General features: G+C 55.2%; 13 protein-coding genes. 9 read left to right on the forward strand and 4 right to left on the reverse strand.

All coding sequences use genetic code 11. From position 1 onward, the window contains the following. Positions 1-130 precede the first annotated feature (130 nt). The 3 genes from ACA069_RS10440 to ACA069_RS10450 all read left to right on the forward strand — a co-directional run bounded on the left by ACA069_RS10440 (position 131) and on the right by ACA069_RS10450 (position 4,325). The gene (locus ACA069_RS10440; protein ID WP_497617349.1) at positions 131-2,056 is read left to right on the forward strand and encodes an acyltransferase family protein; all 1,926 of its coding nucleotides are present in this window, start codon (positions 131-133) and stop codon (positions 2,054-2,056) included. Between the two features lie 138 nt (positions 2,057-2,194). Further along, a protein-coding gene (locus ACA069_RS10445) for an IS3 family transposase (protein ID WP_497617351.1) occupies positions 2,195-3,417 on the forward strand; the annotation gives its coding sequence in 2 pieces (ribosomal slippage) (positions 2,195-2,546 and positions 2,546-3,417; 1,224 coding nt in all). Between the two features lie 452 nt (positions 3,418-3,869). Then, positions 3,870-4,325, forward strand: a complete 456-nt coding sequence (locus ACA069_RS10450) for a DUF2214 family protein (protein WP_489881444.1) — start codon at positions 3,870-3,872, stop codon at positions 4,323-4,325. 226 nt (positions 4,326-4,551) lie between these two features. Here the strand turns inward: ACA069_RS10450 and csrA are convergent, their stop codons facing one another. Then, positions 4,552-4,746, reverse strand: a complete 195-nt coding sequence (gene csrA, locus ACA069_RS10455) for a carbon storage regulator CsrA (protein ID WP_003179932.1) — start codon at positions 4,744-4,746, stop codon at positions 4,552-4,554. Between the two features lie 250 nt (positions 4,747-4,996). Here csrA and ACA069_RS10460 point away from each other — a divergent pair, with 250 nt between their 5' ends. Continuing rightward, positions 4,997-5,365 carry an SPOR domain-containing protein gene (locus ACA069_RS10460; RefSeq protein ID WP_489881445.1) on the forward strand — a complete coding sequence of 123 codons (369 nt, stop codon included), beginning with the start codon at positions 4,997-4,999 and terminating at the stop codon, positions 5,363-5,365. An 87-nt stretch (positions 5,366-5,452) separates the two neighbouring features. Further along, a complete protein-coding gene (locus ACA069_RS10465) occupies positions 5,453-6,364 on the forward strand; it encodes a siderophore-interacting protein (RefSeq protein WP_497617354.1) in 912 nt (303 codons plus the stop codon). Positions 6,365-6,417: 53 nt separating this feature from the next. Here the strand turns inward: ACA069_RS10465 and ACA069_RS10470 are convergent, their stop codons facing one another. From ACA069_RS10470 to ACA069_RS10480, 3 genes are all read right to left on the reverse strand, one after another. Continuing rightward, positions 6,418-7,107 carry an endonuclease gene (locus ACA069_RS10470; RefSeq protein WP_497617355.1) on the reverse strand — a complete coding sequence of 230 codons (690 nt, stop codon included), beginning with the start codon at positions 7,105-7,107 and terminating at the stop codon, positions 6,418-6,420. 4 nt (positions 7,108-7,111) lie between these two features. Beyond that, positions 7,112-7,381 carry a DUF1654 domain-containing protein gene (locus ACA069_RS10475; RefSeq protein ID WP_187676954.1) on the reverse strand — a complete coding sequence of 90 codons (270 nt, stop codon included), beginning with the start codon at positions 7,379-7,381 and terminating at the stop codon, positions 7,112-7,114. A 198-nt stretch (positions 7,382-7,579) separates the two neighbouring features. Beyond that, positions 7,580-8,668: an asparaginase gene (locus tag ACA069_RS10480; RefSeq protein ID WP_187676955.1), complete on the reverse strand. Its 1,089-nt coding sequence runs from the start codon at positions 8,666-8,668 to the stop codon at positions 7,580-7,582. Between the two features lie 349 nt (positions 8,669-9,017). On the opposite strand from ACA069_RS10480, the gene ACA069_RS10485 reads away from it, so the two are divergent. From ACA069_RS10485 to ACA069_RS10500, 4 genes are all read left to right on the forward strand, one after another. After that, positions 9,018-9,467 (forward strand): hypothetical protein, encoded by a 450-nt coding sequence (locus tag ACA069_RS10485; protein WP_497617357.1) that lies wholly within the window; start codon positions 9,018-9,020, stop codon positions 9,465-9,467. Between the two features lie 199 nt (positions 9,468-9,666). Continuing rightward, complete coding sequence (locus tag ACA069_RS10490; protein ID WP_187676957.1) at positions 9,667-10,623, forward strand: sugar ABC transporter substrate-binding protein; 957 nt, start codon at positions 9,667-9,669, stop codon at positions 10,621-10,623. A 56-nt stretch (positions 10,624-10,679) separates the two neighbouring features. Next, positions 10,680-12,233, forward strand: coding sequence for a sugar ABC transporter ATP-binding protein (locus ACA069_RS10495; protein WP_497617359.1), 1,554 nt, complete (start codon positions 10,680-10,682; stop codon positions 12,231-12,233). Next, positions 12,230-13,207 carry an ABC transporter permease gene (locus ACA069_RS10500; protein WP_187676959.1) on the forward strand — a complete coding sequence of 326 codons (978 nt, stop codon included), beginning with the start codon at positions 12,230-12,232 and terminating at the stop codon, positions 13,205-13,207. Before ACA069_RS10495 ends, ACA069_RS10500 begins: the two co-directional genes overlap by 4 nt. Position 13,208: the final 1 nt, after the last annotated feature.

The raw sequence follows: 13,208 nt of genomic DNA on the forward strand, positions 1-13,208 counted from the left end.
GAAAACTAGCGAGATGACTACTCGGTTGAGTTTGGCCTATTAGTCACTACCTGACGGGTGGCTACCACACCAAGCCTGCCATTTTGGACTGTGGAACGCGCTGTACTAACGTGGCTGGTACGGTCTGTTCATGAGGGATCAATTGAATATTAAACTCAAACACCTTGGCCACATTGATGGTTTGCGGGCTATTGCCGTACTTGGCGTAGTTCTCGCTCATTTCAAAGCGGGGTGGCTCCCAGGAGGATTTTTAGGCGTTGACGTTTTTTTCGTCATTTCTGGATATTTGATCTCCAAAGGCTTATATCAAGATATATCCAACCGAACATTTTCACTTGTCGGATTTTACGAGAAGCGAGCAAGACGCATCATCCCTGCATTACTCGCAGTTACAGCCGCAACTTCAGGTGCGGCTTACTTTATTTTGCTACCGCAAGAGCTCGTTGAATTTGCTAAATCAGTAGTCGCGTCGGCCCTTTTTGGGACCAATATCCTGTTCTACGCCACTTCAGATTATTTCGCCCCAGCCGCCAATCAAATTCCGCTGCTGCATTATTGGTCTTTGGCAGTCGAAGAGCAGTTCTACATTTTCTTCCCGCTACTGGTTCTTGCGACCCGGTATTGGTCTCGACGATCATTTCTGCTCCTGCTCTTGGCCCTTTCGATCGCATCGCTGGCGGGCGCCCAGTGGATGCTTGGGCGCGACCCATCAGCAGCGTTCTACCTGTTGCCATTTAGAGTTTTCGAGCTCGCGATTGGCTGCCTTATTGCGCTGCCTGGTGTGAAGGCTCCAAGGTCATCCCTGCTGGGCGGCTTGGCAGTTTTCTCAGGTGTTGTATTGATCATCGGGGGGATGATTGTCGTAACTGAGAAATGGTCTTTCCCAGGCGTTGCGGCATTGATCCCGTGTGTCGGGACCGGGCTCGTAATATGGGGCGCGGGCATGGTTTCTTCCAGACCATCGCGCCTTCTAGGCACGGCACCATTCAGGTTTGTGGGAAAAATATCCTACTCTTTGTACCTTGTGCACTGGCCAGTTGTGGTGTTCGGGAGTCGTTTATTCCCATACGCCGATCACACTCTATTTCTTTTGGTGGGGGCACTGGTTTCGGTCGTCCTTGGTTATCTGTCGTATGCGCTAATAGAGACGCCCACCCGGCAGAAAAAGTTTTTTTCCTCCCGGAAATCAATCCTTGTTGCTTCGGGATCTGCGTTAACAGCTTTCGTCGGTATTTCGCTATCCGTCATTCATGTTCAAGGGTTTCCCGGACGAATCAGCGAGAGTGTCGGCAGAATGATGGCCTACCAGCCGTATGACTATAAAGACGAGTTTCGAGAAGGCTCTTGCTTCCTGAGACCAGAACAACTCCCAAGCGAGTTCGACACGGCCACTTGCGTGCCGCAAGGCGCACGGAGCGTTCTACTCTGGGGTGATAGCCATATAGCACAGTATTACTTTGGACTTGTTGAGCCGGCAGCTGCTCAGGGATATTTGCTCGGGCAGCTGACGTCCTCTGTGTGCGCTCCCACCCCGGGCGTAGTAGTCGCGGCTCGCCCTAACTGCGCGGACTTCAATGATTTTGCTATCAAGGCAATTATTGATGCGAAGCCTGGAACGGTAGTTATGGGCGCACTCTGGAGCGCCTCCGACGAGCAGTTGTTGATAGTGGATCGTACAATCAACCTTCTACGCGAAGCCGATATAGCTGTCGTAGTAGTTGGTCCAAGCCCTATTTATAAACGGTCCGTTCCCTCGATTGCGGCCGAGAGGATCATGCAAGGAAATGCGAGCACTCTTTCAGGGGCGGATCTGGAGACGGAATCGGTCTACGGGAGAGATGCTGGCATGCAAAAACATTTTGCGGGCCGGCAGGATGTCACGTACATATCTGTGCTTGATACCGTTTGCCATGAGGGGCAGTGCCCGATCACCGTGGATGGAGTTCCTGCACATTTTGATATTGCCCATCTAACCCGAGAGGGTTCGAGATACTATGGTGAGAGACTAGCCCCTAAATTATTTCCTCAGAAAAAGCTTGCTGGGACGGGTAATTAGCAACAATTCTTCCCTCGGCTAGGAAATTGGCATAAACTTGGCCCGCAAAAAAGCAGCTGTAGAAAGCTGCTTTTTTTATTTGCCTTGTCCCGTCCTGAATAAGGTTTACACCTTCTGACCCATTCTCAGGAGGGAGTAATGAATACGGGAGAAAGGCGCAGTCAGCGTGATTACACGCTGATCTTTAAATTGTCGGTCGTCGATCAGGTCGAAAAAGGCGAGTTGAGTTATAAAGAGGCTCAAGAGCGCTATGGCATTCAGGGTAAAACGACCGTACTGAACTGGTTACGCAGGCATGGTCGGCAGGACTGGAGTCAAGGCGCGTCCATTCGCTCCAAGAGACCCCGTTCCATGGATGAGCCCGATAAACCCCTGACACCCGAACAGCGAATCAAAGAGCTTGAAGAAAAGCTTGCCCAAGCCAACCAGAAAGCTCAGTTTTTCGAGGCCGTCGTTGACGTTTTGAAGAACGACTTCGGTGTTTCTGTCGTAAAAAAGCGATCCGGCAAGTCCTCTCCCAAGGGCAGATCCAAGGCCTGAGCATCAGTAGGGCTTGCCAGTTCATGGGGATTTCCCGTCAGGCTTATTACAAGCGCAACCAGGCGTGTGATGCCCGGGCCCGTCATGCCCAGGAAGTGATGGGATTCGTGAGGGAAAAGCGACTTAGGCAGCCGCGCCTTGGCACCCGAAAACTTCACAATCTAATGCGCACTGAGCCAGAAGTGTCCGTAAAGGTTGGTCGAGACCGTTTATTCGATATCTTGCGAGATCGGCGCGAACTGGTTCCCCGCAGACGGGCCTATCACAAAACGACAGACAGCCATCATCGCTTTCGCCGGCATCCAAACCTGCTCAAAGATGGACCGATTCAGGTAGTCGCCAAGGCGCCAGAGCAAGTATGGGTTGCGGACATCACCTACTTACCGACGCAAACGGGTGTGGCTTATCTGAGTTTGGTCACCGATGCGTACTCCCGAAAAATCGTGGGGCACCATGTCCATGAAAGCTTGCACACCGAATCGGTGATCCAGGCGTTCAACAAAGCCCTCAGGCAGCGGAAAACGGAGCAACGCCTGGTGCATCACTCGGATAGAGGCGTCCAATACTGCTCCGAGCTTTATCAGCGGCTGCATGCCAAATACGGCATCACCTGCTCAATGACCGATGGCTACGACTGCTACCAAAATGCGTTGGCTGAGCGTGTGAACGGGATTTTGAAAAACGAGTTATTGCTGCATCGCCCCAAAGATTTTGCAGAGGCCATCCGGATGGTGGACGAGTCGGTGCAGATCTATAACAACGAGCGGCCTCATCTGTCGCTGAAATACAAAACGCCCGATGCGGTGCATCGGGCGTTTTGAGGCTGAAACAGGTGTAAACCTATTTCAGGACTAGACACTGCGATTTTAAATCTCTTCAAAGCTCTTCGTTTCGCTCCCTTCTGATGTATTGGTTTGGGCGAGTACCGCTGTTTTTCGATGTGGATTGCTCGGAACTGAAAATTTCAACGGGTCGACTTTTTCACCCATTAAATAATGTTGATATTTAATGGCTTACGGATGTTACGAACCAACCGGTTATCAAAAAATCGTTGTTACCGATCGTGGAATTCAGTAACATCCGCCCCGCGTTCACCACCACGGTTTATGCATTTTTAAATCCCAAGCTTCCATCAGCTGCTTGGGATTTTTTTTGCCTGCGATTTGGCTTTCGCAGTGCTTCTCTTTGTTCCTGCGATCCTGTGCGGGCAAATCCGTACTTTTTCAACTACTACTGACTGGCGAATTCCAACCCTTTCCAAAGGAGTGTGTCGATGCTGGTTCACTGGTTTCTAGCGGCTATTCATCTACTGGCTTTTGCCTTGGGTTTTTGGGCCGTGCTGACGCGCGGAGCGGCGTTCAGTCGCTTGGCGGCCGGCACGGGGGAGGCCGGGCGGGTTTTGCTTGCCGATAATCTATGGGGCGTTTCTGCGTTGATTCTGCTTGTGACGGGTGGGATGCGGGCGTTTGGCGGATATGAAAAGGGCACTGACTATTATCTTCATCAGCCACTGTTCCATCTGAAGATGACGTTGTTTGTGCTTATTCTGTTGATAGAGCTTGCGCCGATGATCACGTTGGTCAAATGGCGGATTGCCTCAGCGCGGGGTGCGGCGTTCGATACCGGGCGTGCAAAGTTGTACGCACGAATCAGTCATGTCGAAGCATTGTTGCTGGTGCTCATGGTGGTAGCCGCCACAGGTATGGCGCGTGGCGTGACATTCGCTTAGCAGAGCAAATTCCCTGCGCTCTATCGGAAACGTCCGACAGCCAGCCTCGGGAATGGCGGGTAGTATCGGGCGGCAACTGGGGATGGGGTACAGCAATGAATCGGAAGGGGATTCGCGTGTCAGGCGCCGTGCCCAGCAGAGTGGGGAGCGGATGGCGATACGGCGCGTGAATCTTTAGCCAGTCATTACACGAGGCAAACGAACTGGCTACTGACTGCGAGGCGTTTCAGGGAGTTTGTGGCTTGTCCGGAGCGGTCAGGCCAGCCTGAATGCGCTGGTAAATCTCTTCACGGTGCACCGCAACGTTCTTCGGGGCATTGATGCCAATTCGTACTTGCTGGCCGCTAACGCCCAGGATAGTGATAGTAATGTCATCACCAATATTTATGCTTTCACCGACTTTGCGGGTGAGTATCAGCATGGTCTTCTCCTTGATTGCTTTGTAGGGCACCTGATTCAGACAGTGCAGAGGTCGGTGGTACGTATAGATTAGTGCGAAGTCTCATGGTTTGGGTGCCTCTTTCTGACGCGCAGATGCGGCATTAATTCCCAGGGCGTAACTATACAGAGGCTGCAATCATCAATCTCGTTGTTTTGTGCCCATTTTGCGGGGCTCGCGAAGTATTTATGAATGATAAGATCGCCGCTTTGAGATTTCCGAGGAAAGCGTTGTGCGCAAATTGGTCTGGATGGTCGCAACACTGGCATTGGCAGGATGTGGTGAAGGCAAGAGTGTAGACGTGCAGAAGCCGAAAGCGGCGGTGGCGAGTGCTCCAGCGGTGGTCTCTGCTCCACAGTGGGATCTGGAAGTGCGCGGCGAAACCCCTCAGGCAGTCAGTGACCTGAGTGGCTGGTTGATCGAACATGCTTTCGTTCCGACAGTCATCAAGGACAATAGCGGCAAGACGCGGATTCTGATTGGTCCGTTCAATTCCCAGGCCGAGGCAGAAGCTCGAAAGGTGCAAGTTGATGCAGCATTGGTGAAGGCCAAAAAGCAGAATGTTGAATCGGTGCTGGTTGAACATCCGCTCACGCCGTAAACGATCCATTCGGCGGAGCTGCCTAAAGGTTGTCAAACGCGATTCGTTCCTTTTGAAGTCGCCGATGATTTCCAGAAGGAGCTCCGCATGGCCTCCGCCAATCCCTACAAATTATTCGATGTCATCCTGCATCGTAAAACGCAGTTGACCCCGCACATGATGCGGATCACGCTCAGCGGCCCGCCAGTCAATGAAATGGCTACTTGGGCGCCGGATCAACGGGTGAAGCTGTTTTTTCCTGCCGCCGACGGTTCGCAATCCAGGCTTTCCCAGAGCGAAGGCTGGTACGCTCGCTTCCGGGCGATGCTGGCGGATCGACGTCCGGCGATGCGCACTTACACCATTCGCCATTTGCGCGCCTCAAAGGGTGAAGTGGATATCGATTTCGTCCTGCACGGCGAGACTGGGCCGGCATCTCGCTTGGCGCTTCGAGCGCAGCCCGGTGAGTCGATGCAGATCCTCGCTCCCGACAGCCATTTCTCGGCGCAGGATGCCGGAGGATTTGAATGGAAACCGCCGCAAGTCCTCAAGCAGGTTCTGCTCGTCGCCGACGCGACGGCGCTACCGGCTGCCATGGGTATTCTGGATGAGTTGGCAGTGCTTGCCGAGCCGCCGCAAGTCCAGGCATTTTTCGAAGTCGATAGCGCACAGGACATGCTTGCCGTTCCTCATTGGCCGGGGCTGTCGGTGCAGTGGTTAATCCGCGATCAAGCGGGTGAAACGGTCACTGGAGCATTGATGGTTGAGGCGGTGCGTGAGGCAAAGCTGCCCACTCATAGGTCGGCAGCAGGGCGTGCAGTCGAGTTGGCCGATGTCGACATCGACAAGGACATTCTTTGGGAAATTGCCGAGACGGCTCCCGAAGGATTTTACGGTTGGGTTGCTGGAGAGTCTGCGGCGGTGATGAGCTTGCGCAGATACCTGATCAAGGAATGCGGTATCCCTCGCGAGTCGCTCAACCTCATGGGGTATTGGCGCTACAACAAGTCTGGCAGCTAGCCAAAAAAAGGCCTCGAACATAAAGTTCGAGGCCTTTCTTTTTTGCGTTGCAATCAGCCGCAGGCTTTCATGTTCACCGGGCCGACAAATTCATTGCCGCGTCCCATCACGCACGCCACGCTTTGATTGCGCTGGCGTTCCCACTCTTGCACCGGGTAGGTCTTGTCCCACGCCTCATACAATTGCCGATCCTGTTTCGACAGACGCAAGCCGTACTGCTTGCTCATGTAGAAATAGGTGCGGGCGATCATGCCGCGAATCGAAGGGCGAGGCATGACCTTCTTTGCCTTGAAGTCGACTTGGGTCAGGCACGAGCCGTACTGACCGGATTGCACCGGCAGCCAGCCGTAGCTGAAGTTACTGCGGTCACCGTTGACCTCGCCAATACTCGGCACCAGGTTGTGCAGGTCGGCCTCGGCCTTCTGATAGCTTGGATCGTAACGTGTGCAATTCTTGCGTCCACCTTCCTGCCAGCATTGGCGCTGATGGCCGAACTGCCAGGCCGGTACGATGTGCTCCCACTCGATGCGCGAAGCACGCTTGGCATTTTTGCGTGGTACGTAACCGCAAGCTTTCAGATCGACCTTGTTGCCGGTGTATTTGCACCCGCAATAAAACTCGGTGGACTGCGGTGCATATAACTTCCAGGCAACCTTCTTGGCTTCCGTGAATGTACGAGGTGCACCCGCCTGGGCGCCCGTGGCGATGAACAGCAACAGCAAAGCAAAACAGCGGACAATCATTGAATCAATCTTCCTTCGGCACAACCCAAAAAATCTGCACGCCGCCATCGTCGCGGTAGGCGAGGGTGACGTTGTCGTTCTCGTCGATTTCCTCAAGCAGCTGTTCCCATTTATCCATCGGCTCATCCGGCAGGCGGAAGATCAGTGCGGCTTTGGCTTTTTGTGCGGTAGGGGAGTTGATGATTTTTTGAACGCGCATACCCATGCGTTCATAAGCGTCAGGAGCATCAGGGGAGGTGGCCACGAGGTTATCCTTATTAAGCTGTACGTGCATACAGTATTTAACTGTAGGCGTTTTCGCAACTGCTTAAAATTCAAGAAAATCCTCTGACAGCGGTTTTCTGACTTTGGTGTGAGTTCTGTCGGTTTTTTTGTGAGAAAAATGCTTGAGTGCTGTCGGCGACGCACCGCTCGCCGAAGAGGCGAGTGGTGCGAAGGTTGCCCGACCGAGAGGTGATCGGGCGAAGGTCAATCAGTATTCCCAGAACATCCGTTGCAGCTCTTTGCTGTCGTTGGTTTTGGTCAGCGCAACCATCGCCAGAATGCGGGCTTTTTGCGGATTCAGGTCGTGAGCAACGACCCAGTCGTACTTGTCGTCAGGCTGTTCGGCGTTGCGCAGAACGAAGCCGCCAGCGTTGACGTGGGAAGAACGGATGATTTGCACGCCATCCTTGCGCAGTGCCTGCAGGGATGGAACCACGCGGGAGGACACCGAGCCGTTGCCGGTACCGGCGTGGATAATGGCTTTGGCGCCGGATTGGGCGAGTGCCTTGTAGGCGGTATCGCTCACGTTGCCGTAGGAATAGGCGATTTCTACGTCAGGAAGGCTCTTGATGTTTTTGATGTCGAATTCCGAATCCATGGTGTGACGCTTGGCCGGCATGCGGAACCAGTAGGATTTGCCTTCAACCACCATGCCCAGCGGGCCCCAGGCACTTTTGAATGCCTCGGTCTTGATGTTGATCGTTTTGCTGACGTCGCGACCGGACTGGATTTCATCGTTCATGGTCACCAGGACGCCTTTGCCGCGAGCTTCCTTGCTGCTGGCCACGGCCACGGCGTTGTACAGGTTGAGCATGCCGTCCGCCGACATGGCGGTGCCTGGACGCATGGAGCCGACAACAATGATCGGCTTGTCGGTCTTCTCGACCAGGTTCAGGAAGTAGGCGGTTTCTTCCAGGGTGTCAGTGCCGTGGGTGATGACGATACCGTCGACGTCTTTGCTGTCTGCCAGTTCGGAGACACGACGACCCAGTTGCAGCAGGTTGTCGTTGGTGATGCTTTCCGAGGCGATCTGCATGACTTGTTCGCCACGCACATTGGCCAGTTTGCTCAGTTCAGGAATGCCGGCAATCAATTGCTCGACACCGACTTTGGCGGCCTGATAAGTCGCGCTGTTGGCTGCGCTGGCCCCGGCCCCGGCGATGGTGCCGCCAGTGGCGAGAACCACGACGTTGGCGAGTTTGGTCTGGGTTTCGACTTCTTTTGCCTGAAGGGCGGCAGGCAGGAGCAGGAGGAGGGCCAAAGCGCCCGGAACGAAGGTGTTGAAAGCAGATTTCATTATTTTTCTCTCTAGTAGTGAGACGGTGCTGATGCAGGTTCATCTAGATTCACCCCGAGCCGATCTGAATGCCCGGGTGCGGTGAAGGGAGCAGGATCTGTACCAGCCGTACTTTGCGTCAGAGAAATGTTTAACCTTATGATTTAAAACAATATTTTGTGATCCGTAAAATTCACTGTTGATTCGTTTATCCGGGTTTCCGAACAATGCACGCTTTCACGTTCGGCTCTCCGAAAAGGACTACCGCGTCTGTCGAACGAATCGGGTTGTCGGTATCGGGTTTTCTGCTAAAGAATCCATCGCACAGGCCGATGCGTGTTCAAGGGCACTAAATTTCTAGGGAGTTCACATGTCACTTACAGTCGGTTTTTCAAACCCTGGCGCAGTCACCATCGGCGGCAAAACCGCAGCCACAATCAGTGCACTGAGTGAGGCGGAAGAGAACGCTGCCGCCGAGGCGTCAGGTGCGGATAAAGATGGCGGCAATCAAGTCAGAACCGGTGGTGCTGCCCAGGAAGAAAGTAAGGCCGAAAGCGGTGATAACCTGAGTATCACCGTCAAAATGCTGCTGAAGCGGATGCAGGAATTGCAAAAGCAGCTTCAGGAGCAGCAGCAGCAATTGGCTGCGGCACAGGCGGCGAGCTATCCGACACCCGAAGCCAAGGCGCAGGTGGTCATGTCCATGCAGGGGCAAATCGCTGACACCAACAGCGCGCTGTCGGAAGTCACCAATGCATTGGTCAAGGAGATGGCCAAGGACTCCAGCAGCAGCGGCGGCCTGGTCGATACCACGGCATAAGCATCGCGGGGCGGTCAGAAGAATCGCCCTACAATAAATGACGATTTCTGATTGTTGACAAATGTCGGCGGGATTCGCATAGTTCGGTCTACGCAAACGTTTGCGCGGCTTTCCCGATGAACTATGCCGTCGGCGAAAGCGACGTAGCTTACGCCAGCGCAAGCGTTGCTCACAATAATCATAAGATCGGAGTGAACCCATGAAGCTGCCATTCGCTGGACGTCTTCTTGCTGTCGCTATGCTGGCTGCCACAGCCGCTGCACTGCCTGTCTCTTCGGCGTTCGCCGAATCCCCGGAAAAACCAAAAGTCGCGCTGGTCATGAAATCTCTGGCCAACGAATTCTTCCTGACCATGGAAGATGGCGCCAAGGCCTACCAGAAAGAACACTCTGCCGAATTCGACCTGATCTCCAACGGCATCAAGGACGAAACCGACACAGCAGGCCAGACTCGCATCGTCGAGCAAATGATTCTGGCCAAGGTCAACGCCCTGGTCATCGCGCCTTCTGACTCCAAGGCCATGGTGCCGGTGATCAAGAAAGCCGTTGATGCCGGTATTACCGTGATCAACATCGACAACCAGCTCGATCCGCAAATCGTCAAAAGCAAAAACATCAGCGTGCCATTCGTAGGCCCGGATAACCGCAAAGGTGCGCGTCTGGTCGGTGAGTACCTGGCCAAACAGCTCAAGGCTGGTGACGAAGTCGGCATCATTGAAGGTGTGTCCACGACGACCAACGCTCAGCAGCGTACCGCTGGCTTCAAGGATGCGATGGAAGCGGCGCAGATCAAGGTTGTGTCCCTGCAGTCCGGTGACTGGGAGATCGACAAAGGCAACAAGGTAGCCGCTTCGATTCTCAGCGAATACCCGGATGTCAAAGCATTGCTGGCAGGCAACGACAGCATGGCTGTCGGTGCCGTTTCCGCCGTGCGGGCCGCTGGCAAGGCTGGTCAGGTGCAGGTTGTCGGCTACGACAACATCAACGCGATCAAGCCAATGTTGAAGGACGGTCGCGTACTGGCGACTGCTGATCAATATGCCGCGAAACAAGCCGTATTCGGCATCGAGACTGCGCTGAAAATCATCAAGGGCGAGAAGGTCGACAGCGGTGCCAATGGCGTGATTGAAACGCCGGTCGAGCTGGTCACCAAGTAAGTCCTCTGGCGACACAATGGCGCTCGTCCGTCCGGGCGAGCGCATGGAGATTTTTTATGTCAGTTTCCGCCCCGAACGCTGTCCTCTCGGTCAGCGGTATCGGTAAGACCTATGCGCAACCGGTGCTTGCCGGCATCGATTTGACGCTGATGCGCGGTGAAGTGCTGGCGCTGACCGGCGAGAATGGTGCCGGTAAAAGCACGCTTTCGAAGATCATTGGTGGTCTGGTCACGCCGACCACTGGCCAGATGCAATTTCAGGGCAAGGACTATCGTCCGGGCAGCCGTACCCAGGCTGAAGATCTTGGCGTGCGCATGGTCATGCAAGAACTCAATCTGCTGCCGACGCTGTCGGTAGCGGAGAACCTGTTCCTCGACAACTTGCCGAGTAACGGTGGCTGGATCAGCCGCAAGCAATTGCGAAAAGCAGCGATCGAGGCCATGGCCCAGGTTGGGCTCGACGCGATCGATCCGGACACACTGGTCGGCGAGTTGGGCATCGGGCATCAGCAGATGGTCGAAATCGCTCGCAACCTGATCGGCGATTGCCATGTGCTGATTCTTGATGAGCCGACCGCGATGCTCACCGCGCGCGAAGTCGAAATGCTCTTCGAGCAGATCACCCGATTGCAGGCTCGCGGCGTCTCGATCATTTACATTTCCCACCGTCTTGAAGAGCTGGCGCGAGTCGCCCAGCGCATTGCCGTGCTGCGCGACGGAAATCTGGTCTGCGTCGAGCCGATGGCCAATTACAACAGCGAACAGTTGGTCACGCTGATGGTCGGCCGGGAGCTGCGCGAACACATCGATTTGGGGCCGCGCAAGATTGGCGCTCCGGCGTTGACGGTCAACGGCCTGACTCGCTCAGACAAAGTGCGCGATGTCTCGTTCGAAGTGCGCGCCGGGGAGATCTTCGGGATTTCCGGGCTGATTGGAGCGGGGCGCACAGAACTGCTGCGTTTGATCTTCGGTGCCGATGTCGCCGACAGTGGCACGATCGCATTGGGTTCGCCTGCTCAAGTGGTGAGCGTACGATCACCGGTCGATGCTGTACGTAATGGCATTGCGTTGATCACCGAGGACCGCAAGGGCGAAGGCCTGCTGCTCAGTCAGTCGATCAGCGCCAACATCGCCTTGGGCAACATGCCGGAAATTTCCAGCGGTGGTTTCGTCAATAACGGCGACGAGATCTCGTTGGCGCAACGTCAGATTGCCGCCATGCGCATCCGCAGTTCCAGCCCGACACAGCTGGTGTCAGAGCTGTCCGGCGGCAACCAGCAGAAGGTCGTGATTGGCCGTTGGCTGGAACGCGATTGTTCGGTGCTGTTGTTCGACGAGCCCACGCGCGGTATCGACGTCGGTGCCAAGTTCGACATTTATGCCTTGCTCGGGGAACTGACTCGCCAGGGTAAAGCGCTGGTGGTGGTGTCCAGTGACCTGCGTGAATTGATGCTGATCTGCGACCGGATCGGCGTGCTGTCGGCAGGGCGTCTGATCGACACCTTCGAGCGCGACAGCTGGACCCAGGATGATTTGCTTGCCGCCGCGTTCGCCGGCTACCAAAAACGTGATGCGTTGCTCAACGAAGCAGCGCCTAGGGATCTCCCATGAAAACTGCATCTCCTGCCGGCAAACGTAGTGGCAATTTTTACGGACTGGGTACCTATCTGGGGCTGGCCGGTGCCTTGCTGGCGATGATCGCGCTGTTCTCGGTCTTGAGCAGCCACTTTTTGTCCTATAACACCTTCAGTACGCTGGCCAACCAGATCCCCGATCTGATGGTGCTGGCGGTCGGCATGACCTTCGTGCTGATCATCGGTGGCATCGACCTTTCGGTGGGCTCGGTGCTGGCGCTGGCGGCATCGACGGTCAGCGTCGCCATGCTCGGCTGGGGCTGGAGCGTCTTGCCCTCGGCGTTGCTCGGTATGGCGGTAGCGGCATTGGCCGGCACCATTACCGGTTCGATCACTGTGGCCTGGCGGATTCCATCGTTCATCGTTTCCCTCGGTGTGCTGGAAATGGCCCGCGGTCTGGCGTATCAGATGACTGGCTCGCGCACGGCTTATATCGGTGATTCCTTTGCCTGGCTGTCGAACCCGATCGCTTTCGGCATCTCGCCGTCGTTCATCATTGCCCTGCTGGTGATCTTTATTGCACAAGCGGTTTTGACGCGCACCGTGTTCGGCCGTTACCTGATCGGCATCGGCACCAACGAAGAGGCGGTGCGTCTGGCGGGGATCAACCCGAAGCCCTACAAGATTCTGGTATTCAGCCTGATGGGCCTGCTGGCCGGTGTCGCCGCACTGTTTCAGATCTCCCGCCTGGAAGCGGCTGACCCGAATGCCGGTTCCGGTCTGGAACTGCAAGTGATTGCCGCTGTAGTGATCGGCGGCACCAGTCTGATGGGCGGCCGGGGTTCGGTAATCAGCACATTCTTCGGCGTGTTGATTATTTCCGTACTGGCGGCCGGGCTCGCGCAGATTGGCGCAACTGAACCGACCAAACGCATCATCACCGGTGCAGTGATTGTCATTGCGGTAGTGCTCGATACTTATCGCAGCCAGCGCGCCAGTCGGCGGGGCTGAG

Source organism: Pseudomonas sp. LBUM1652 (assembly GCF_059716105.1).

Bases quoted from the DNA above. Each gene is read 5' to 3' on its own strand.
- ACA069_RS10440 (WP_497617349.1), top strand. From the start codon at position 131: ATGAGGGATCAATTGAATATTAAACTCAAACACCTTGGCCACATTGAT.
- ACA069_RS10450 (WP_489881444.1), top strand. From the start codon at position 3,870: ATGCTGGTTCACTGGTTTCTAGCGGCTATTCATCTACTGGCTTTTGCC.
- csrA (WP_003179932.1), bottom strand. From the start codon at position 4,746: ATGCTGATACTCACCCGCAAAGTCGGTGAAAGCATAAATATTGGTGAT.
- ACA069_RS10465 (WP_497617354.1), top strand. From the start codon at position 5,453: ATGGCCTCCGCCAATCCCTACAAATTATTCGATGTCATCCTGCATCGT.
- ACA069_RS10470 (WP_497617355.1), bottom strand. From the start codon at position 7,107: ATGATTGTCCGCTGTTTTGCTTTGCTGTTGCTGTTCATCGCCACGGGC.
- ACA069_RS10475 (WP_187676954.1), bottom strand. From the start codon at position 7,381: ATGCACGTACAGCTTAATAAGGATAACCTCGTGGCCACCTCCCCTGAT.
- ACA069_RS10480 (WP_187676955.1), bottom strand. From the start codon at position 8,668: ATGAAATCTGCTTTCAACACCTTCGTTCCGGGCGCTTTGGCCCTCCTC.
- ACA069_RS10485 (WP_497617357.1), top strand. From the start codon at position 9,018: ATGTCACTTACAGTCGGTTTTTCAAACCCTGGCGCAGTCACCATCGGC.
- ACA069_RS10490 (WP_187676957.1), top strand. From the start codon at position 9,667: ATGAAGCTGCCATTCGCTGGACGTCTTCTTGCTGTCGCTATGCTGGCT.
- ACA069_RS10495 (WP_497617359.1), top strand. From the start codon at position 10,680: ATGTCAGTTTCCGCCCCGAACGCTGTCCTCTCGGTCAGCGGTATCGGT.
- ACA069_RS10500 (WP_187676959.1), top strand. From the start codon at position 12,230: ATGAAAACTGCATCTCCTGCCGGCAAACGTAGTGGCAATTTTTACGGA.